Origin of the sequence: Massilia rhizosphaerae (genome assembly GCF_016093545.1) — a bacterium.
Lineage (GTDB): Bacteria > Pseudomonadota > Gammaproteobacteria > Burkholderiales > Burkholderiaceae_D > Telluria > Telluria rhizosphaerae.
Window position 1 is genome coordinate 25,736 of the sequence record NZ_JADKYX010000030.1, and the last position, 21,906, is coordinate 47,641.

The 21,906-nt window shown below is 65.8% G+C and carries 17 protein-coding genes; 6 read left to right on the forward strand and 11 right to left on the reverse strand.

Going from position 1 to position 21,906, the window contains the following annotated elements; all coding sequences use genetic code 11:
* Positions 1–377: 377 nt before the first annotated feature.
* Together ISF28_RS29085 and ISF28_RS29090 are read right to left on the reverse strand one after the other, a co-directional pair.
* Positions 378–1,475 (reverse strand): phospholipase A, encoded by a 1,098-nt coding sequence (locus ISF28_RS29085; protein ID WP_198120667.1) that lies wholly within the window; start codon positions 1,473–1,475, stop codon positions 378–380.
* A 154-nt stretch (positions 1,476–1,629) separates the two neighbouring features.
* Positions 1,630–2,346, reverse strand: coding sequence for a pseudouridine synthase (locus tag ISF28_RS29090; protein WP_198120668.1), 717 nt, complete (start codon positions 2,344–2,346; stop codon positions 1,630–1,632).
* Positions 2,347–2,513: 167 nt separating this feature from the next.
* Between ISF28_RS29090 and ISF28_RS29095 the strand changes: the two genes are divergently transcribed.
* On the forward strand, positions 2,514–3,047 hold the full coding sequence (locus tag ISF28_RS29095) for a hypothetical protein (protein WP_198120669.1): 534 nt from the start codon (positions 2,514–2,516) through the stop codon (positions 3,045–3,047).
* A gap of 225 nt (positions 3,048–3,272) precedes the next feature.
* On the opposite strand, the gene ISF28_RS29100 is transcribed toward ISF28_RS29095, so the two are convergent.
* From ISF28_RS29100 to ISF28_RS29115, 4 genes are all read right to left on the reverse strand, one after another.
* A complete protein-coding gene (locus tag ISF28_RS29100; RefSeq protein WP_198120670.1) occupies positions 3,273–4,274 on the reverse strand; it encodes a S49 family peptidase in 1,002 nt (333 codons plus the stop codon).
* A gap of 16 nt (positions 4,275–4,290) precedes the next feature.
* Positions 4,291–4,701 carry a Rieske (2Fe-2S) protein gene (locus ISF28_RS29105; protein ID WP_198120671.1) on the reverse strand — a complete coding sequence of 137 codons (411 nt, stop codon included), beginning with the start codon at positions 4,699–4,701 and terminating at the stop codon, positions 4,291–4,293.
* Positions 4,698–5,357: an HAD-IIIA family hydrolase gene (locus ISF28_RS29110; RefSeq protein ID WP_198120672.1), complete on the reverse strand. Its 660-nt coding sequence runs from the start codon at positions 5,355–5,357 to the stop codon at positions 4,698–4,700. The genes ISF28_RS29105 and ISF28_RS29110 overlap by 4 nt, the downstream gene beginning before the upstream one ends.
* Before the next feature lie 99 nt (positions 5,358–5,456).
* Complete coding sequence (locus tag ISF28_RS29115; protein WP_198120673.1) at positions 5,457–6,479, reverse strand: RluA family pseudouridine synthase; 1,023 nt, start codon at positions 6,477–6,479, stop codon at positions 5,457–5,459.
* A gap of 931 nt (positions 6,480–7,410) precedes the next feature.
* Here ISF28_RS29115 and ISF28_RS29120 point away from each other — a divergent pair.
* From ISF28_RS29120 to moeA, 5 genes are all read left to right on the forward strand, one after another.
* Positions 7,411–10,614, forward strand: coding sequence for an Rne/Rng family ribonuclease (locus ISF28_RS29120; RefSeq protein WP_198120674.1), 3,204 nt, complete (start codon positions 7,411–7,413; stop codon positions 10,612–10,614).
* 293 nt (positions 10,615–10,907) lie between these two features.
* The gene (locus ISF28_RS29125; protein WP_198120675.1) at positions 10,908–11,276 is read left to right on the forward strand and encodes a VOC family protein; all 369 of its coding nucleotides are present in this window, start codon (positions 10,908–10,910) and stop codon (positions 11,274–11,276) included.
* A gap of 45 nt (positions 11,277–11,321) precedes the next feature.
* A complete protein-coding gene (chrA, locus tag ISF28_RS29130; protein WP_198120676.1) occupies positions 11,322–12,638 on the forward strand; it encodes a chromate efflux transporter in 1,317 nt (438 codons plus the stop codon).
* A complete protein-coding gene (gene moaA, locus ISF28_RS29135) occupies positions 12,631–13,749 on the forward strand; it encodes a GTP 3',8-cyclase MoaA (RefSeq protein WP_198120677.1) in 1,119 nt (372 codons plus the stop codon). Before chrA ends, moaA begins: the two co-directional genes overlap by 8 nt.
* Before the next feature lie 4 nt (positions 13,750–13,753).
* Complete coding sequence (gene moeA, locus ISF28_RS29140; protein ID WP_198120678.1) at positions 13,754–15,628, forward strand: molybdopterin molybdotransferase MoeA; 1,875 nt, start codon at positions 13,754–13,756, stop codon at positions 15,626–15,628.
* Positions 15,629–15,685: 57 nt separating this feature from the next.
* Here moeA and ISF28_RS29145 read toward each other — a convergent pair whose 3' ends face one another.
* The 5 genes from ISF28_RS29145 to ISF28_RS29165 all read right to left on the reverse strand — a co-directional run bounded on the left by ISF28_RS29145 (position 15,686) and on the right by ISF28_RS29165 (position 21,626).
* Entirely contained in the window at positions 15,686–16,219 is a 534-nt protein-coding gene (locus tag ISF28_RS29145) for an REP-associated tyrosine transposase (protein ID WP_198120679.1), read from the reverse strand.
* Between the two features lie 84 nt (positions 16,220–16,303).
* Positions 16,304–17,626, reverse strand: coding sequence for a DNA recombination protein RmuC (locus tag ISF28_RS29150; protein WP_198120680.1), 1,323 nt, complete (start codon positions 17,624–17,626; stop codon positions 16,304–16,306).
* Positions 17,627–17,630: 4 nt separating this feature from the next.
* The gene (locus ISF28_RS29155) at positions 17,631–18,038 is read right to left on the reverse strand and encodes a group II truncated hemoglobin (RefSeq protein ID WP_198120681.1); all 408 of its coding nucleotides are present in this window, start codon (positions 18,036–18,038) and stop codon (positions 17,631–17,633) included.
* A gap of 38 nt (positions 18,039–18,076) precedes the next feature.
* Positions 18,077–20,608: an ABC transporter permease gene (locus tag ISF28_RS29160; protein WP_198120682.1), complete on the reverse strand. Its 2,532-nt coding sequence runs from the start codon at positions 20,606–20,608 to the stop codon at positions 18,077–18,079.
* Between the two features lie 4 nt (positions 20,609–20,612).
* Positions 20,613–21,626, reverse strand: a complete 1,014-nt coding sequence (locus ISF28_RS29165) for an adenosine deaminase (protein WP_198120683.1) — start codon at positions 21,624–21,626, stop codon at positions 20,613–20,615.
* Between the last annotated feature and the right edge of the window lie 280 nt (positions 21,627–21,906).

A 21,906-nucleotide genomic window follows, 5' to 3' on the forward strand; every position in this document is an offset into this window, starting at 1 on the left:
GCGCCGCTGCCGCCCCGAGTCAGTCGCGACTCCTCTTGGGAATGGCCGTCATACGCCGCGCCAACTAATTGATACGCACGCGGCAACGGCACCATGCAGCGGCCGGGGCCAAATTCGAAGGATCGATGGACGCGATCCGTGTGCAGCTCCCCGTGCAGCGCAGCCAACTGCGGCGCGATGAAGATCCTTCACCCATTGCGGCCTGCAACGTGGGCGCAATGCGGTCCGCCATGTGCGCTGTCTTGAGGCGCGCGCGACAACGGCGAGCCGGCCGACACGCGCGTCGTCGATTAATGTCGCGAGCTTCATGATGGGGCCGCTGCGGATTGCCCTGTCATTGTCGTGCAGCACTACCGACGCGGAGCCCCCATCCCGCCTCAGAACGTCCCGAGCAGGCCTAGCCCCACCGTATTCTGGTAATAGTTGTAGTCGATCAGACTTTGCCCATACCCCGAGAACACCTGGGCATATCCCTTGAGGTGTCCTGCCAGCGGAAATGCCCAGCTGAGCTGGAGGGCACCGCGCCCTGTCGAGAAATTGTGCCGTAACAGTGCCGAGTAATCGCTGCCATTGGCGCGGTACGTGACGGCGAGATCGCCACGCCCCATGTAGTCGACGATGTTCCGATTGTCGTCGCTGGCGGCCGCTTCATTGATGCGCTTCCATACGCGCCCCAACACCGTCCACCCTGCCCGCTCGAGTCCAACCTGCGCATAGACCCGGTTCCAGCTGCGCGACAACGTCGACGCCTGGCCGTTCGACTGGTGCACCAGACCGAGATTAAGAAAGCGCGCGCGCATGCCCAGTAGACTGAAGTGCAGTGGAGTGACGGCCATCAGCTCGGGTTGATAGTTCGTCTCGCGGAAGGGGCTGGACGCCTTGTGATTGCCGGCTTGCCAGAAACTGTTCTGTGTATAGCCGAACCACAGATCGATGGGCTTGTCGAAGGCATTTTCGACCAGCTTCATCTTGAAACCCAACTGGAACACGAGTTCCGAATGCGCAAGGCCGCTCGTCAGGACGTCGAGCCGGCGGAACGGTCGGTAGGGCTCGTCGTTGGGACGCGCCGTACGGGTGGCCATCAGGTAGTTCACCAGATGAGGGCGGAAATTGAACGTGCCACGTTTGTGGTTCTGGTCCAGCTCCCAATGGTCGGCCAGGCTAAAACCACGTGTCGATTCGGGCGCGATGTCGACCGCGTCCGGAACCGGCGACAGATCGACAACAGTTGCCGTGGTAGCCGGTGCGGGCAGAGGCGCCGGCTGGCTTGCCGCTGCGTGGGCGGACATGTCGACCGTTGGGTTCGACGTAGATAACTGGGTCACACCAGCCAGCCGGTCGTAGCACGCCAGGCGCTGACCCGCATCCGCGATGCGTGCACATGCCGCCAGACCTGGATCGGTCTGATGGGCGAGTGCCGGGCTGAGCGCAAGAAAAGAAATGAGGGGTAGGAAACGCGAATCCGTGACGGGCATCGTCTTACTCGAAATAAACTGGCTCAGGTCAATGAATTATTGACAATATCCAAATGACGAGTTTCCCGTAAATCTTCCGCGGACGGCGCACGACAGCGAACTGTCGTGCACCTTCAAGGCAGGCCCGGTGCCCGAATGATCGAGTCGTGCGTACTCAACCCGGCACCAGCAACTCCAACTGCGCCTGCTCCAGATAACACCACTCCCCTTCATGCAACCCCAGCGACTCGAGCGTCAACTCACCGATCTGCGACCGGTGCAAGGCCACGCAATGGTTCCCAGCCGCAGCCAGCATGCGCTTCACCTGATGATATTTCCCCTGCTCGAGCACGATCTCCAGCTGATGATCGTCCCGCTGCACACAGGACTGAGCGGCCAGCGGCGCGGGCTCGTCGTGCAATTGCACGCCGGATAACAATTGGTCAACGAGCGCCTGGGTGACGGGATCTTGAGTCGTCGCCTGGTACACCTTCGGGATATGCCGCTTGGGCGACGACTGCGCATGAATGAACGGGCCGTCGTCCGACATCAGCAGCAGGCCCGTCGTGTCATGATCGAGCCGCCCCACGGGCTGGACGTCGCGCCAGGTGAACTGTTCCGGCAACAAGGTCAGCACACCCGGATGGTGGCTCGGCTTGCGCGAGCACTCGAAGTTGGAGGGTTTGTACAAGGCGATGTAGACGTGTTCGCGATAGACCCACTCTTCGTCGAAGACGGTCAGCACGAGCCCGTCCGTCTCCACGAGGGTCTTGTAGTTATCGTGGACTTCGCCGTTGACGGCCACGTCGCCGTCGTCGATCAGGGCCCGGCAATACTTGCGTGTACCGAAGCCTTGCGACTGGAGCACGCGGTCGAGGGATAGTTTACTCATGGGGCGAGACTGTATCAGAAGGAATGCAAGCGTCAAAGTTCAGCAATCTCGAGGTTTCAACTCGAAGCAAGAACTCGTTTGACACATCTCAAGAATTGACTGTGTCCCGTTGATACACTGAAACCTGATTAGGAATCGACCTACAGTTACTGAGTGTAGGACTAACGGTGGGCCGCACCATCTGGCACATCAGATCGAAAACCCCCAACAACGAGGCAAACGTGCAGATCGAAAAAAAGCAGAACCACAGCACCCCCTCTTCTTTCGCGGCCACAAGCAGCGGGACGAAGGTGGCCCAGGAATATGCCGCAATCTTCCCGACCAGGCTTGCGCTGGCGCGCTGGACGCGCGGTGGCGACATCCCGCATGTACATTGTTTCGAACACGAGTTACCGATGCGAGCCGCGTGGTATGAGCAGGCACAACGTCGGTTCCAGGCCTGGCTCGAGTCGGGCGGGTTTCACCAGCCCGACCCGGGATGCGTGGATAGCGCCGCCGATGCGCCGCAACAAGCCGGCGAGAAAACTCAGCTCAGCAGGAAGTACGTCGTGCATGGCGGTCCGCGATCAGCCATGCGGCCATCGGGCGCGCCGGAAGCCGGCGGGCCGGCACAGGAAGGCGGTTGCGAGGCGCATCAGCGCCAAGCGTCCTCTTTCCCTGGCGTGCAATCGTTTTCAAACAACGACGAACGCCGAAAATGAAAACGACGGCATGACGCCGTCGTTTCCTTCCCGATTGGGACTCCAGCTTGAGGAATTGAATTCTCTCGAAACCGCACGGATGCGGGTCTGAAGCGGTTCCGACAACGTCAGGAATAGTCTGGTTTCCGTGTCGTCTGCGCCGAAACAGCTACACACCAACTATAGACTACCCTTCGTAAGTTTCAAGCCAAATATTGAGACTTATCAGTTGCCCCATGCCCGTGCTCAGCGCAAGCTGGGCACGGCACCCCGGTAGATCGATTGCACCGCGCCGGCACCAACGGATGCGCCGAATTTCTTCAGCACCCGTTCCGGCAAGCCTTCGTGTGCCGTGTAATCGATGATGTCTTCCGCCTTCACGACGTCGCGCGCGACCGTATCCACGGTGCCGAAACCGTCCGCCAGGCCCATCTCGACCGCTTTTGCGCCCGTCCAATAGAGACCGGAAAAGATTTCCGGCGTTTCCTTGAGACGTTTGCCGCGGCCGGCGCGCACGACGGCAATGAATTGCTCGTGGATCTCATTGAGCATCTCCAGTGCATGCTGCTTCTGCTTCTCGGACTGCGGACTGAATGGATCGAGGAAACCCTTGTTCTCGCCGGCTGTCAGCAGGCGGCGCTCGATGCCGAGCTTGTCCATGAGGCCCGTGAACCCGAAGCCGTCCATCAGGACCCCGACGGATCCGACGATACTGGCCTTGTTGACATAGATCTTGTCGGCCGCCGCCGCGATGTAATAGCCACCCGACGCGCAGATCTCGTCGACGACCACATATAAAGGCTTGTTCGGATAGCCTTTTTTGAGACGCTGGATCTCGTCGACGATGATGCCGGCCTGCACGGGACTACCGCCCGGGCTGTTGATGCGCAGGATGACGGCCGCCGAGCCCGGATCGGAAAACGCCTTGTTCAGCGCTGGGATCACGGAGTCGGCCGCGCCGCTGCCTTCGTCGTCGATGGTGCCGTCGATCTCGATCAATGCCGTGTGGCGGCCCATCGCGTCGATGTCCGAACTGCCGAAGTCGAAATCGGAATAGGCCCAGATTGCGAAAAATGCAAGCAGGAGAAACGATAGTTTGAAGAAGATGCCCCAGCGGCGTGCGGCGCGCTGTTCGCGCACGGTGGCGAATACGAGACGCTCCAGGGTCTCGCGTTCCCAGTTGCTGAAGGTCGCGGGAGCGGCCGTTCGTTTGTCGTTCGGATTGTCGTTCGTGGTGTTGTCGCTCATAAATGCCTGATGATGGTTACCCCGTTTGGCTGTCGGTCGCGGCGCCCGCCCGCCCCGGAGCCGGCGGGCGGATGTGCTGGTCCGGCTGCCAGTAGACGCGGTCGTCGGTTTCGCGCACGGCGATCGGCCGCAGCCTGCCGCCGCGGCAGGGTCCGCCTGCGCAGACGCCGCTCTCCGGTGCGTAGATGGCGCCGTGTGTCGAGCACATCAGGTATAGCTTCCCCGTCTCGAAAAATTCGCCCTTGAACCAGTCCAGCTCGACAGGCACATGGGCGCAGCGGTTCAGGTAAGCGTAGATCTTGCCGTGAAAGCGCACGACGAAACCGGTGGCGTCGTCACCGTACGCGCGCACCGGAAACCGGATGCCCTTGCCGCCCTCTTCGACGGTGGCCGAGTCGCAGATGTAGACGTCGTCGGTATCGCTCATGCGTTCTCGACCAGCCATTCATGCAGTTCGGGCACGTTCTTTGCCGTGAAAACGGGATGACACGCCTGCAATTGCTGGACCGGGTGCGCGCCATACTCGACGGCGATGCCGGAAGCGCCGGCATTGTTTGCCATAAGCAAGTCGTGCGTCGTGTCGCCGATCATAACGGTACGCCGCATGTCCTGGCCGAGTTCCCTTGTCAATTCTTGCAACATTGCAGGGTGCGGTTTGGAAAATGTCTCGTCCGCGCAACGCGTTGCGTGGAAGACGGAAAGCAGCCCCGCCGCGTTCAAGGCACGGTTCAAGCCGACCCGGCTCTTGCCCGTCGCAACGGCCAGGAAATAGCCCTCCTGAGACAATTCATCCAGCATCGCCCGCACGCCCTGGAACAGGACGAGTTCATGGTCCTTCGTCAGGAAGTGGTAGCGATAGCGCTCGACCATGCGCGGGTACATGGCCGGGTCGATGTTCGGCATGACGGCCTGCATGGCTTCGCCCAGGCCGAGGCCGATGACGTGTGCGGCCGCGGTGTCGCTCGGCACGGCAAGGCCCAGGTCCTTGGCCGCGGACTGTATACATTTGACGATGGTGGCGGTGCTGTCCATCAGCGTACCGTCCCAGTCGAAGACAATCAGATCGAATTGCTTTCTTGTCATGTCTTCCGGCGCTCGTGGTGCCGGCTCCTCATTCCCGCCTGCGAGAACCGGGCCGCCGGCAGGATCTGCCGCTGGCGGAACCGGGTTCCGGTTGGCGCATTATCGATTGGTGGTGCGTGCTTTGACTTCTTGCGCTGGCCCCAAGCTTACCAAGAAACGCTCGCATTCCGGCGGCAACGCGGCCTGCAGGGTCATCGGCTTGCCCGTGTCCGGGTGCTGGAACGTGATCTGCCAGGCGTGCAGGAACATGCGCCGCAATGCGCCGCGCGCGTCGGTTGCCTTCTGAAGCTGTTTGTTGAGTGCGAAATCGCCGTATTTCTCGTCACCGAGGATGGGAAATCCGGAGGACGCCAAATGGACCCGGATCTGGTGCGTGCGGCCCGTCTTGAGCTCCGCCTCGAGCAGTGCATAGTCCGGCCACTTGCGCAGCAGATTGAACACGGTGTGCGCTTCCTGGCCGCCGGCCTGCACGACGACGCGACGCTCGCCGTCCGGCGTCGTGTATTTGTGCAATGGCAGCTTGACGTGCTGGCGCGGATTGCGCCAGTCGCCCGCGACCATCGTCAGGTAGCGCTTGTCCGTCGTACCGTCGCGCATCTGCTCGTGCAAGCTCGTCAACGCGGAACGTTTCTTGGCGAGCAACAACAAACCGGACGTTTCGCGGTCCAGGCGGTGCACCAGTTCCAGGAATTTCGCGTCCGGCCGCGCTGCACGCAATTGTTCGATGACACCGTACGACACGCCCGAACCGCCGTGCACGGCAACGCCTGCCGGCTTGTCGATCACGAGCAGGTGATTATCTTCGTGCACGATGGCAAACTCGGCGCCGGGCGCGGTGGCGGCCCCAGCAGGTTTTTCGGCCATGCGCACGGGCGGGATACGGACGATGTCGCCCGTCGCCAGACGGTATAACTGATCGATGCGACCTTTGTTCACACGCACTTCGCCCGAGCGAAGGATGCGGTAAATGTGGCTTTTGGGGACACCTTTGCAGACGCGCAGCAGGTAATTATCGATGCGCTGGCCCGCTTCTTCCTCGGTGATTGTGACAAACTGGGCAGTAGCAGGGGGGCGGCTCTCTGTCTGTGATGAAGGGGGAACAACATCGTTTTGCAAGGTCATTCGCTCTGTCTTCCCAGAAATTCTCTCTAAGTCCTTCATTTTGAATATATAATCGACAGGCGGCGGTCAAACCTCTGCTGGTGTAAGAATTAAAACGATATTTTACACAGGGGCGTCTCCATCGGCCCCGCCAAAATGCAAATTCGATGGAAAAAAAAGGAATCCCAAAAAATCGTCGCAAGCGGCAGCAGTGTCGGTGCAGACGCAGAGAGCGCAGCCGCGCAACATGGCGGGCATCGCAACGGCAAGGCGAAAGCGCAGCGACGGATTTCACGGGATTTCTAGACGTGTACGCACATTCCTGTGCGAACCTGGGTTGCACCGCAGTTGCAACCGGGTGGCCGCACAGGATGCAGGATTGGATTGTTTGGAAGTTTAAGGATAAGTACCGGCAAGCCGGCCCCAGGGTCGGCTCGCCGGGTGATGGTGTCGATAACGCTTGCCGTTTCGCCCGACCCGAAGTCAGAACCTAGAAGCCGTCGTGAGCGGTAGTGGTGTTGTTGGAGACAGCGATCCGGGAAGATCATGCGGGTGCGCAGTGCGCATCGCGATCTTCATGGTCCGGATCGCGCCCCGGCTACATCGCTTGGCCCGGCTGTTCCGGGGTTCCACAGGCAGCACACGCGGTCTGGAATCAAGGCTGATATTCGCCTGATTCGCCGGCCGGTATGCATGCCGACTGAAAGTCTGGCTGCGTCGCACCGCTTGCCTGCCCCTGCGCCGCCCCGATCGGGCCGCCCGGGCCGAGCAAGACGATCGTGCGCGCGGCAACTCGTTCGACGCCACTGCGCCCTGTGGCCGGCAATGCCGTGTCACACCCCGGGCATACCACCGCCAACACTCCCTTCCCGCGTACATCCCTGTACTTTCGTCGCTCTGTACTCTGTACAAGACGGCATGAAACGGCCCACGGGTCGCGGAGTTTATAAAAATGAAACGTATGTTGTTTAACGCTACGCAGCAAGAGGAGCTGCGCGTAGCGATCGTCGATGGCCAAAAACTGATCGACATCGATATCGAGACCGCCGGTCGCGAACAGCGAAAATCGAATATCTACAAAGGCGTCATCACCCGCATCGAACCCTCCCTCGAAGCCTGCTTCGTCAGCTACGGCGAAGAACGCCACGGCTTCCTCCCCTTCAAAGAAGTTGCCCGCACCTATTTCCGCGACGGCGTCGACGTCCGCAACTGCACCATCAAGGAAGCCCTGCGCGAAGGCCAGGAAATCATGGTCCAGGTGGAAAAGGAAGAACGAGGCAACAAGGGCGCGGCCCTGACCTCGTTCATTTCGCTGGCAGGCCGCTACCTGGTCCTGATGCCGAACAATCCGCGCGGCGGCGGCGTGTCGCGCCGCGTCGAAGGCGAGGAACGCCAGGAACTGCGCGAGACGATGGACAAGCTGGACCTGCCGCAAGGCATGTCCGTGATCGCCCGCACGGCCGGCATCGGCCGTACCGTCGAAGAACTGCAATGGGACTTGAATTACCTGATGCAACTGTGGCGCGCGATCGAAGGCGCCGGCAAATCGGCCCCGGGTCCGTTCCTGATCTATCAAGAGTCCTCGCTGGTCATCCGCGCCATCCGCGACTATTTCCAACCTGACATCGGCGAAGTCCTGATCGACACGGACGAGATCTTCGACCAGGCCCAGCAGTTCATGAGCCACGTGATGCCCGACATGGCGCACCGCGTGAAGCGCTACACGGACGATGTGCCGCTGTTCTCCCGTTTCCAGATCGAACACCAGATCGAAACCGCGTATTCGCGTACCGTGCCGCTGCCGTCCGGCGGCGCCATCGTGATCGACCACACGGAAGCGCTCGTCTCCATCGACGTCAACTCGGCCCGCGCCACCCGCGGCTCGGACATCGAGACCACCGCCTTCAATACCAACTGCGAAGCGGCCGACGAAGTGGCCCGCCAGCTGCGCCTGCGCGACCTGGGCGGCCTGATCGTCATCGACTTCATCGACATGGAAGTCGCCAAGAACCAGCGCGAAGTGGAACAGCGCCTGAAGGACGCCCTGCACCATGATCGTGCACGCGTGCAGATGGGCAAGATTTCGCGCTTCGGCCTGATGGAATTGTCGCGCCAGCGCCTGCGTCCGTCGCTGTCGGAAGGCTCGCACGTGACGTGCCCGCGCTGCTCGGGCACCGGCCACATCCGCGATACGGAATCGTCCGCCCTGCAGGTGCTGCGCATCATCCAGGAAGAGGCGATGAAAGAAAATTCGGCCGCGATCCACGTCCAGGTCCCGGTCGACGTCGCCGCCTTCCTGCTGAACGAAAAGCGCGGCGAAGTGCTGAAGATCGAGACGCGCCACCGCATCGCCGTCATCCTGATCCCGAACAAGCACCTGGAAACCCCGCACTACAAGCTCGAGCGCATCAAGCACGACGACCCGCGCCTGGACGACGCCGGCGCCAGCTACACGCTGGCCGAGTCGGCCGACACGGACATGGCCTACGCCAAGCGCCAGAAGGAAGAAACGAAGCCGCGCCAGGAAGCCGTCGTCAAGACCATCACCCCGGCCCAGCCGGCGCCGATGGTCGACCGTCAGCCGGCCAAGCCAGTCGAGGCGCCGGCACCCGTCGCCGCCGCGCCCGCTTACGTGCCGCCGCCGGCTGCGGAAGGTTTCTTCGCCAAGCTGCGCAACTTCTTCTTCGGCCGCCCGGCCCAGATCGCACAGCAGCCCACCCCGACCGCACCGCCGAAGCCCGCTGAAGCGGCCCCGGCCGCAGGCGAACGCGGCGAGCGCAATGGCCGCGGCCAGCGCAACGCCCGCGGCGGCCGCAATGCCGCCGGCACCGGCAAGAACCGCGCCGAGCGCGAGGAACGCGACGTGAAATCCGCCGGCGCCGAAGAAGGCGTCAAGCCGGTCGAGGCCGAAGGCAAGCCGGCGCGTCCACCGCGCCAGCCGCGTCAACCGCGCGAGCCGCGCGAGACGGCCGCCGTCACCGCCGACGGCCAGCCGCAAGCGCCGCGCGGCGAACGTGCCGAGCGTGCGGAACGCGGCGAGCGTCCCGAGCGCGGCGAACGTCCGGAACGCGCACCGCGCCAGCCGCGCCCACCGCGCGAAGGTGGCGAGCGTACCGAACGCGCCGAACGCGCCCCGGTCGAGGCCAAGAGCGAAGAACTGAACGCGGCCCAGGCCGTGGCGGCCCAGGCGGCCATCACGCTGGCCGGCGAGCCGGAAATCCCGGAAGCCCTCAAGCCGGTGACGACCGCCGGCCCTGGCAATGAAGAGCTCGACACGGACGCGCAGGGCGACGAGCCGCGCCGCCGTCGCCGTCGTGGCGGCCGTAACCGCAACCGCCGCGATCGCGACCAGGTCGAGGGTGCCGAGCAGGATGCCGTCGAAGGCGAAGCCGCGCCGGCCTTCACGCCGGTGGCCGACGAGGAAGTCGCCAAGGTGCATGCGGAAACGAAGGCTGCGAAGACCAAGCCGGATACGACGCCCGCCAAGGCCGCCGCACCGGGTCCGTGGCCGTTCCCGACGACGGAATCGGTCAAGGCCGCCGCCGTGAAAGCCGCCGCCGAGAAGGCTGCCGCCGAGCAGGCCGAAGCCGCCCGCGTGCAGGCCGCCAAGGCGAAGGCCGAGCAGGAGCAGGCCGCCGCCGCACTGGCCGCTGCGTCGGCCGAGGCCGCCGTACAAGCCGAACCCGTCGTCGAGGCAGCCGCGACCGTCCAGACGCCGTGGCCGTTCCCGACGTCCGAGTCCGTCGCCGCCGCCGTGGCCGAGAAGACTGCCGCCGATGCGGCCGCCGAGCCGGTCGAGACGCCGGCGCCGGCAGCAGCGCCGACCCCGGCTCCTGCCCCTGCCCCTGCCCCTGCCCCTGCCCCGGCTCCGGTCGAGATCGAGCAGCCTGTCGTCGCGCAAGCGGCACCGGTTGCGACAGCTGCCGCACCGGCACCGGCACCGGTCGTCGCCGCACCGGTCGTCGCCGCACCGGCCGACCTGAACGAGCTGCTGGAGAAAGCCGGCCTGACGCTGGCCTCGACGGATCCGGAAAAACTGCGCGCCGCCCAGGAAGCGGCCGCGCAAGCGCCGGCGCCGGCGCGTCCGCGCCGCACGCGCAAGTCGGCGCCGCCGCCGGTCGACGAGCCGCTGATCCAGGTGGATACGCGTCAATAAGCACGTCGACGCCGGTAGGGTGGGTCAGAGCTCACCCGCGAAATTCGAGCTCTGACCCCGAATTTCCGACTTCACCCATCCGTGCTACGATGGCGGCGTCGAAAAAGGCAGGATCGGTTTTGGTAAGCCCGGTCCCTTCGCGTCACGGGTCACTCATGACGCGAAGCTCTGTTCCATGCGTGCGCGCATGAGTACCCGCGACGAACCGTCCGGCGCCCTGCGCCCAACGGGTTCGTTCGCGCGTGCCTGTGCCTGGCAATCGTCCCGAGCGAGCCCACTCATCGGAGCATGCCATGCAACTCAACCATCTCGACCTTCCCGTTCCCGACGTCGCGGCCACCGCCGCCTTCTTCACGACCCATTTCGATTTCCGCCTGAGCGAAACGCGCGGCAACAACGGCTTCGCCCTGCTGCTGGGCGCAAACGGCTTCGCGCTCGTCCTCACGCGGCGCCGCGCCGAGGGCGTCCAGGCCTATCCCGACAACTTCCACGTCGGCTTCCTCGTCGAGTCCGACGCGACCGTGCACGCCCTGCACGCCCGCCTGCAGGCGGCGGGCAGGCACGATCTGCCGCCCGTCTCGGTGCAGCGCGGCGCGACGTTGTTCTATGTCCACGCGCCGGGCGGCATCCTCGTCGAAGTGAGCCATCGCCCATCCGCTTGAAACGTGTAAGATGGGCAACCTGATCGATACGCCTGCCCATCCGCCTTGTCCGCCCTTCCCTTCCGCACCGCCCTGCGCTACTGGCTCAAGCTGGGCTTCATCAGCTTCGGCGGCCCGGCCGGGCAGATCGCCATGATGCATGCCGAGCTCGTCGAGCGCCGGCGCTGGATCTCCGAACGGCGTTTCCTGCACGCCCTGAATTACTGCATGTTGTTGCCGGGCCCGGAAGCGACGCAGCTCGCGATCTACATCGGCTGGCTGCTGCACCGCGTGCCGGGCGGGATCGCGGCCGGCGTGTTGTTCGTGCTGCCGTCGCTGGCGGTCCTGATCGCCCTGTCGTGGATCTACATGGCGTGGGGCCACCTGCCCGCCATCGCCGGCATCATGGACGGCATCAAGCCGGCCGTCGTCGCCATCGTGCTGGCGGCGGCCTGGCGCATCGGCAGCCGTACGCTGCGCAACGGCCTCCTGATCGGGGTCGCGCTGGCCGCCTTCGTCGCCATCGATCTGCTCGGCGCGCCGTTTCCGCTCGTCGTGCTGGGCGCGGCGCTGGTCGGGCTGGTGGGCGGTCGGCTGCGGCCCGCGCTGTTCGAACTCACAGGTGCCCACGCGGCCGCGGCGGATGGGACGCGCCACCCGCCGGCCCTGATCGACGACGCGACGCCGACGCCGCCCCACGCGCGCTTCAGCTGGCGCCGCCTGGTGACGGTCGGCGCCGCCGGCTGCGCCGTCGGGCTGGCGGGATGGGGCGCGCTGGCCCTCGCCTACGGGCCGGACGGCGAATTGCCGCGCATGGCCGCCTTCTTCGGCAAGATGGCATTCATGACGTTCGGCGGCGCCTATGCCGTGCTGCCCTACGTCGTGCAGCAGGCCGTCGAGCACTACCACTGGCTGGACGCCAACCAGATGATCGACGGCCTCGCCCTGGGCGAAACGACGCCCGGCCCGCTGATCATGATCGTCGCCTTCGTCGGCTTCCTCGGCGGCTGGACCCACATGCTGTTCGGGCCCGGCGCGCGCTTTCTCGCCGGCGCGGCGGCGGCCGGCGTGGCGACGCTGTTCACGTTCCTGCCGTCGTTCGTATTCATCCTGGCGGGCGGGCCGTTCGTCGAGTCCACCCGGGGCGACGTACGGCTGACGGCGCCGCTCACGGCGATCTCGGCGGCCGTCGTCGGCGTCATCGCGAGCCTGGCCGTGTTCTTCGGCGCCCACGTGTTCCTGCCGCACGGCGCGCCGCGCTGGGATGCGATCGCCATCGGGACGGCGGCCGCCGTGGCGCTGTTGCGCTACAAGACGGGGACGATCAAGACCATCCTGGCCTGCGCCCTGGCCGGCCTTCTGCTATCGTATTGGCATGGCTGAAAAAATCATCATGGTGGCCGACGCGCGCGCATCCGCGCTGGCCGTCCCCGACACGCTGGAGACACCGAACGGCCTGCTCGCCGACGCCCTCGGGCGTCCTCTGCACGACCTGCGCATCTCGGTCACGGACCGCTGCAACTTCCGCTGCGTGTATTGCATGCCGAAGGAAGTCTTCGACAAGGACTACACCTACCTGCCGCACGCCGCGCTGCTGAACTTCGAAGAGATCGCGCGCGTGGCGCGGCTGTTCGTCGCCCACGGCGTCGAGAAGATCCGCCTGACGGGCGGCGAGCCGCTGCTGCGCAAGAACCTCGAGCGGCTGGTCGAACAGCTGCGCGCCATCGACACGCCGTCCGGCCGCCCGCTCGACCTGACGCTCACCACGAACGGTTCGCTGCTGGCGAAGAAGGCGCAGCTGCTCAAGGATGCGGGCCTGGACCGCGTGACCGTTTCGCTCGACGCCATCGACGACGCCGTGTTCAAGCGCATGAACGACGTCGACTTCGCCGTGGCCGACGTCTTGGCCGGCATCGACGCGGCCCACGCCGCCGGCCTCGGCCCCATCAAGGTCAACATGGTCGTCAAGGGCGGCATGAACGACGACCAGATCCTGCCGATGGCGCGCCACTTCAAGGGCACGCCGGCGATCCTGCGCTTCATCGAATACATGGACGTGGGCGCGTCGAACGGCTGGAACATGGCGGAGGTCGTGCCGTCGCGCGAGGTCGTGCGCCGCATCTCGGCCGAGATGCCGCTCGAACCCGTCGGCGCCAACTACCCTGGCGAGACCGCGCAGCGCTGGCGCTACGCGGATGGCGGCGGCGAAGTCGGCATGATCTCGAGCGTCACGCAAGCCTTCTGCCGCGACTGCTCGCGCATCCGCCTGTCGACCGAGGGCAAGCTGTACACGTGCCTGTTCGCGACGCGCGGCCACGACCTGCGCGAACTGCTGCGCGCGGGACGCACGGACGAGGAAATGCAGACGGCCATCGCCCGGCTCTGGCGCGCGCGCGACGACCGCTATTCCGAAACCCGCACCGTCAACACGGCGGGCCTGTCCCCGCGGGCGGAGAGCGCCCGGAAAATCGAAATGTCCTATATCGGCGGATAACAACATGAACCAGGAATCCATCAGCGGCCTGATCCTCGCCGGCGGCCGCGGCACGCGCATGGGCCATGTCGACAAGGGCCTGCAGCCCTTCGGCGGTACGACGATGGTCGCGCACGTGCTTGCGCGCCTCGAACCGCAGGTCGCGACCGTCGCCATCAACGCCAACCGCAACCAGGACACGTATGCCGCGTACGGCGTCCCCGTCTGGCCCGACGACACGCCCGACTTCGCGGGCCCGCTGGCCGGCCTGCAGGCGGGGCTGCGCCGCTGCGCGACCACGTATCTGCTGACGGCGCCGTGCGACTCGCCGTTCCTGCCGGCCGACCTGGCCGAGCGCTTGCTGGACGGCCTGCGCGCGGCCGACGCCGACCTCGCCGTGGCCGTCACCGAGGAAGACGGCCGGCGCCAGGTGCACCCCGTCTTCTGCCTGCTGAAAGCGAACCTGGAACCGGTGCTGTCGGCCTACCTGGACGGCGGCGGGCGGCGCATGGACGGGTGGTATTCGCAGATCAAGGTGGCGGAGGTGCCGTTCGACGATGCCGACGCCTTCCGCAACATCAACACGCTGGACGAGCTGCGCCAGCTGGACGCGGCGCCGCCGTCCGCGCCGCGGCTGGCCGACGTCGTCAGCTGCCTGTCCGCGTACGATCCGGACGCCCTGCCCGTGCGCGACGCCCAGCGCATCATCCGCGAATTCGTGGCGCCGGTGCGCGCGACCGAGATGGTGGCGCTGCGCGCGGCGCTGGGCCGCGTGCTCGCGGCCGACATCGTCTCTCCGATCGACGTGCCGGCGCACGACAACTCGGCGATGGACGGCTATGCCCTGCGCGGATCGGACCTGCCCGCGGACGCGCCCGCGCGCCTGCGCGTGATCGGCACCGCCTACGCGGGCCGCCCCTTCGACGGCAGTCCGCGACCGGGCGAATGCGTGCGCATCATGACGGGCGCCGTGATGCCGGCCGGCTGCGACAGCGTCGTGCCGCAGGAATTCGTCGGCGTCGAGAACGATACGATGGTCATCGCGTCCGGCACGATCCGCGCCGGCGACAACCGCCGCTTGGCCGGCGAAGACCTGAAGGCCGGCAGCGCGGCCCTCCGTGCCGGCAAGATCGTGCGGCCGGCCGACCTCGGGCTGCTCGCGTCGCTGGGCGTGGCGGAAGTCCCCGTGCAGCGGCGGCTGCGCGTGGCGTTCTTCTCGACCGGCGACGAATTGCGCTCGATCGGCCAGCCGCTCGACGAGGGCTGCGTCTACGACAGCAACCGCTACACGATCTACGGCATGCTGCAGCGCCTGGGCTGCGACCTGATCGACATGGGGGTCGTGCGCGACGACCCGCATGCCTTGGAACAGGCGCTGCGCGACGCCTGCGAAAACGCGGACGCCATCATTACGTCGGGCGGCGTCTCGGTCGGCGCGGCGGACTACACGAAGCGCATCATGGCGCGGCTGGGCGACGTGACGTTCTGGAAGATCGGCATGCGCCCGGGCCGCCCGCTGGCCTTCGGCCGCATCCACTCGAACGGCCGCAGCGCCTTTTTGTTCGGCCTGCCGGGCAATCCGGTGGCGGTCATGGTCTCGTTCTACTTCTTCGCCCGCGACGCGCTGCTGCGCATGATGGGCGCCGAGGCCCCGCTGTCGTTGATGCGCGCCCGATCGAACGCCACGATCCGCAAGAAGCCGGGCCGCACGGAATACCAGCGCGGCGTCCTGACCCGCGGCGCGGACGGCGAGCCGACCGTCGCGATCACGGGGTCGCAAGGGTCGGGCATACTGCGGTCGATGTCGGAGGCAAATTGCATGGTGGTGCTGCATGATGAGCAGGGCGCGGTGCAGGCGGGTGACATGGTCGACGTTCTGCTATTTGAGGGCTTGATCTAGGTAGGGTGGACGGCTCGGCCGTCCACGCGTCCAACCGGCTCCGCAACGGCCGCGACACTACTCGAAATCCAGCCTTCGCACTTCGGCCGTTCCGCCCCAGTCCGCCGCATACACGCCGGCATTCACGTACCGCCCAAACGTCGAATACGGCCACGCCCTCGCTGTCTCGGCGTACCCATGTTTGACCGGATTGAAATGGATGTAATCGAGATGCCGCTGCATGTCGATGTCATCGCGAATACGGTGCTCCCAAAATCGACGTTGCCAGATGGTGCCTTCGCCTCGCCGCGCCTGAGCATCGCTTCCCCGCATCCGATATTGGTTCCCACACACGTAAGACACCCGATGCTTGATCTGTGACCAGCGTTGCGAGAAATCGGTATCGTCGGGCGGCAGGGTCCAGATGCAATGCATGTGATCGGGCAGCAGGACCCAGCCATCGATCGAGAACGGTTGCGATACACGAACGGCACGGATCGCGTCGCGTAGTGCAGTCCGGATCACGGTATCGCACAGAATCGGACGACGTCGGTATGCGATGACCGTGAAGAAAAAGGTAGTGCCATCGTTGGCGCGGCGGAAGCGGGACATCGATGCAGTATGCCGAGGTCCCAATTAAGAACGGTGCAGCAGATCAAACAGTGGTTGAACGCGTGGACGGCGAAGCCGTCCACCCTACTCGTCCTCGGTACTGGAAGCGCCCAGCATCAACTGCGCAGCCTCGCTCGGCAACGCCTCCACCGACTTGAGCTTGCGCGCCATCTGCCGGCTGCGCACCTCGGCGCTTTCGATGTTCTTCGCGGCGCGCTCCAGGGTCAGCTTGGTCTGCGCCAGCACGTCGCCGAACTTGCCGAATTCCGTCTTCACCGCACCCAGCACCTGCCACACTTCCGACGAGCGCTTTTCCAGCGCCAGCGTGCGGAAGCCCATCTGCAGGCTGTTGAGCAGCGCCGACAACGTCGACGGCCCCGCGATCGTCACGCGCAAGGTGCGCTGCAGGTCGTCGGCGAGGCCCGGGCGACGCATCACTTCGGCGTACAGGCCCTCGGTGGGCAGGAACAGGATGGCGAAATCCGTCGTCGCCGGCGGGGCCAGGTATTTGTCGCAGATGGTCTTCGCCTCGCCGCGCACGGCGCGTTCCAGCTCCGCGCCCGCGCGCGCGACGCCGTCCGCGTCGCCCAGATCGGCCGCTTCGAGCAAGCGCTCGTACTGCTCTTTCGGGAACTTGGCGTCGATGGGCAGCCACACGGGTGGGCCGCCGTCGATTGAGCCCGGCAGCTTGATCGCGAATTCCACGCGCGCGTTCGAGCCGAGCACCGTCTCGACGTTCTTGGCGTACTGGTCGACGGTGAGCACCTGCTCGAGCAGCATCTCCAGTTGCACCTCGCCCCACGTGCCGCGCGTCTTCACGTTGACGAGCACCCGCTTCAAGTCGCCCACGCCAACGGCCAGCTGCTGCATCTCGCCCAGGCCCTGGTGCACCTTTTCCAGGCGCTCGGAGACCTGGCGGAACGATTCCGTCAGGCGCGTCTCCAAGGTCGCGTGCAGCTTCTCGTCGACAGTCTGGCGCATCTCTTCGAGGCGCTTGGCGTTGTCGTTCTGCAGGTCGCGGATCTTCGACTCGAGCGTCGCGCGGATCTCCAGCATGCGCTGGGCGTTCGACTCCGTCAGGTTCGCCAGCGCGCCGTTCAGCGTGTCGGAAAAGCGCTTGAGCGCGCGCGCCTGTTCCTCGCGGCCGCCCTGGGAATTCAACTGGATCTGCTGGCGCATGCCGTCCAGCTGCTGCACGGTGGCGGCCTGGTTCTGCGCGAGATGCGCGGCCAGTTCCTGGCGCGTCGCCTGGGCGCTGTGCTGCAATTCCTGGCGCAGCTCGCGCTCCAGGCGTTCGAAGGCGTGGCGCTCGTCGCCGCCGCGGCGCGCGCGGGTCAGCAGGACGATCTGCAGGCCGAGCACCGCGGCCAGCGCCAACGCGAGCACGATGAATTCGACGGTCGACATGGTGTCAGTGCGCCCTGTTGCGCATCCAGTCGGCGGTCTGATAAAAGGATTGCATCAGCGCGAGGCGCAGGTCGTAGTCGTAGCCGAGATCTTCCAGCGCCATCGCCATGCAGCGCAGCCACTGGTCGCGTTCCGAGGTGCCGATCGCGAACGGCAGGTGGCGCGCGCGCAGCATCGGGTGGCCGTAGCGCTCGATGAAGAGGTTCGGCCCGCCCATCCAGCCGGACAGGAACATGAACAACTTGTCGCGCGAACTGTCGTTGGGAACGGGGTGCATCGCGTGGATGCCGGCGAAATCCGGCTCCAGTTGCATCAGGTCGTAGAAACGGTCGACCAGTTCGCGCAGGCGGGTTTCGCCGCCGATGATCTCGTACAGGGTGCGGGAATCTTGGGGTGCGGTGGATTCAGACATCTACCCATGATAGCGCAGCGGGCCGAGATCGTGGGATTTCAGGCCTCCCGCAAGGTCTGCAACGGCGGCTGGCGCAACACATTGCGCAAGCCGAGCCAGCCCCCGACCAGCGCGCACACGGCCCCCGCGATCAGTCCGACGATCCACACCTGCGGATCGAACCGCCATGGGAACTTGAACTGGTATTCGGCCAGCGCCCAGCCCAGCGCCGCCGCGCCCGATGCAGCCAGCAGGCCGGACAAGCCGCCGACCAGCACGAACTCGATGCGCTGCGCCTGCGCCAGCTGGCCGCGCGTGGCGCCCAGCGCGCGCAGCAGGCCGGCCTCGCGCGTGCGCTCGGCCTGCGATCCCATCAGCGCCGCGTACAGCACGAGCACGCCCGACGCGAGCGTGAACAGGAACAGGAATTCCACGGCGACGACGACCTGGTCGAGCACCTCCTGCACCTGGCGGATGATGCCGCTGACGTCGATCACGGTGAGGTTCGGCCACGTGCGCGTCAGGGTGTTCGCGAGGCCGATGCCGCGCGCCGGCAGGTGGAACGCGGTCATGTACGTCGTCGGCGCGTCGCGCATCGCGGCCGGGTTGATGATGACGAAGAAGTTGGCGCGCATCGAGCCCCATTCCAGCTTGCGCAAGCTGGTGATCTTCGCCTCGACGATCTGGCCGCCCATGTCGAAGCGCAGCGTGTCGCCGAGCTTCAGGCGCAGCGTGCGCGCGATGCCCTGCTCGACGGACGCTTCCGCCACGCCCGGCGCGTCGCGATACCAGCGGCCTTGCACGATCTCGTTCGTCGCCGGCAGTTCGCTCGTCGACGACAGGTTGAATTCGCGCTCCGCGAGGGCCTTCGCGCGCTCGTCCGTGTAGGTGGAGGCCGTGACCGCGTTGCCGTTCACGGCGACGAGGCGGCCGCGGATCATCGGGTACAGGGTGACGTCGCCCACGCCGGCCGCGCGGATGGTGCGCGCGACGCCGTCGCGCTGGTCGGGCTGGATGTTGATGATGAAGCGGTTCGGCGCGTCCGGCGGCGTGGCCAGGCGCCATGCCGACATCAGGTCGCCGCGCACGACGGTCAGCACGAGCAGCGCCATCAGGCCGAGCGACAGCGACACGATCTGCACGACCGTCGCGCCGGGACGCCGCTGCAGCGACGTGATGGCGAAGCGCCAGGCCTGGTGGCGGAACGCGCCGCGCAGGCGGCGCAGCGCGAACAGCGCGAGCCAGCCGACGAGCGCGAACAGGCCGAATGCGCCCGCGAAGCCGCCGGCCGTGAGCAGCGCGAGCCGCAAGTCGCCGGCCTGCCACAGCAGCAGGCCGGTGAAGACGGCCGCGCCGAGGCCGTACGTGGCCAGCGCCAGCGGCTTCGGCGCCGCCTGCTCGCGCCGGATCACGCGGTTGTGCGGCACGTTGCGCAACTGGAGCACGGGCGGCAGCGCGAAGCCCACGAGCAGCAGCATGCCGGTGGCGATGCCCTGCAGCGCGGGCAGCGCCGACACCGGCGGCAGCTCGGCGGGAATCAGGTTCTTGACCATCTCGAGCAGGACGAAGTGGGCGCCGAAGCCGACGAGTACCCCGAGCACGCTGCCCGCGAGACCGACGATGGCGAACTCGATGAGGAACAGCGCCCCGACTTCGTTCTGCGTCATGCCGAGGCAACGCAGCATGGCGCAGGCGTCCAGGTGGCGCTGCATGAAGCGGCGCGCGGCCATCGCGACGGCCACCGCAGCCAGCAGCGCCGACAGGAGACTCACCAGCGACAGGAAGCGCTCCGCGCGGTCGATCGTCGAGCGCATCTCGGGCCGGCCGTTTTCCAGCGTCTCGATGCGCACGCCGCGCACGTTGCCGGCCTTGATGCGCGCGCGCAGCCAGCGCTCGTAATCCGCGACCGCGGCCTGGTCGTTGGGCGCGCGCGCCGCCACCTGCATGCGGTAGGTGACCCGCGCGTAGTCGTCGACGAGCCCCGTGGCCTTCAGGTCGGCGAGCGACAGCATCACGCGCGGCGCGAAGTTGGCGAACGAGGCGCCGCGGTCCGGCTCCGACGCGATCAGGCGCGCGATCCGGAAGCTCTTGTCGCCCAGCTGGATCGTCGAGCCGACCTTCGCCCGGAGCGGCGGCAGCAGGTTGACGTCGACCCACACCGTGCCGGCGGCCGGCGTGTCGTGGGTGACGTCGCCGAGGGCTTCGCTTGCATCGATAGTGCTCGTCGTCACGCGCATGGCACCGCGCAGCGGATAGGTCGCCGACACGGCTTTCACGGAAGCGAGCAGCGCCTGCGACGCGTCGCCCCGGCCCGCCTGCGCCATGCTGGGAAACGTCACCGTGTCGGCCAGCTGCAGGCCGCGCCGGGTCGCCTCGGCGCGCCAGTCCAGGGGGAGCGGCTGGTCGGCGTTCACGAGCAGGTCGGCGCCGAGCAGCTGGCGGGCGTCGCGGTTCAGGCCAGCGCGCATGCGGTCGACGAAGAAGCCGACGGCCGCCAGGGCCGACACCGCGACCACCAGCGCCACCAGCAGGAAACGCAGTTCGCCCGTGCGCCAGTCGCGCGCCGTCATGCGCAGGGATTGGATCAGCATTCGATCATGCCTGCGCGGCGTCGAAGAACGCGTCGACTTCGGCAAGGTAGGCGCGCTTGCGCTCGGGCTCGAGGAAGGCGGCGCTGAAGCTGTTCTTCGCCAGCTGGCACGCGTGGCCCGCGTCGAGCGGCAGCGCGGCGAACGCGGCCAGGTAATTCGCGTTGACGTAGCCGCCGAAATAGGCCGGGTCGTCCGAATTCACGGTGGCGACGAGGCCCGCGTCGAGCAGGCGGCGCAGATTGCTGTCGCCCATCGCGTCGAACACGCGCAGCTTGAGGTTCGACAGCGGGCACACCGTCAACGCGATCCGCTCGCGCGCCAGGCGCGCCGTCAGGTCGGGGTCTTCGAGGCAGCGCACGCCGTGGTCGATGCGCTCGACGTTCAGCACGTCCAGCGCGCTCTCGATATAGGCCGGCGGACCTTCCTCGCCGGCGTGCGCGACGAGGTGCAGGCCGAGGTTGCGGGCGCGCTCGAACACGCGCGCGAACTTTTCCGGCGGATGGCCGACCTCGGACGAATCGAGGCCCACGCCGATGATCTTGTCGCGGAACGGCAGCGCCTCTTCCAGCGTGGCGATGGCCTCGATCTCGGACAGGTGGCGCAGGAAGCACATGATCAGGGTGGCGCTGATGGGCCCTTCCTGGCAGGCGCGCCAGATGCCGTTGATGACCGTCTCGAACGGCACGCCGCGCGCGGTGTGCGTCTGCGGATCGAAGAAGATTTCGGCGTGGCGCACGTTGTCGGCCGCGGCGCGGTTCAGGTACGCCATCGTCATGTCGTAGAAGTCCTGCTCGGTCAACAGGACGCTTGCACCGGCGTAATAAATGTCCAGGAAAGACTGGAGATTGGTGAAAGCGTAAGCTTGTCGCAACGCATCAACCGATGCGTAGGGGAGCGACACGGCATTCCTTTGCGCCAGCTCAAAAATCAGCTCGGGCTCGAGCGAGCCTTCGATGTGGATGTGCAATTCTGCTTTCGGCATCGCCTGCAACAAGTGGTGCAGCTGTTCGTTCAGCATGGATTCTCCGAATGGAATAGATTCAAGCAAGCAGTGTAGCGCATGGACACGGGCCCCTCATTTCACGGGAGAATTCAGGCTATATCGCTGCGCCATACGCGTGCGCCGCTGCTTAGCAAGATAGTGCACTATTTACTTACCAATTAATAAACACGATTGTGGCTACCGGGATCAGAAGTCCTGTTTGGAAATCATGTCGATATTACCAAAAATGGTGTAAAGGCTTGTTCCGCATTCCTATTTAAAAATATTATTTTCTCATTTGTTTCAAGAACTTACG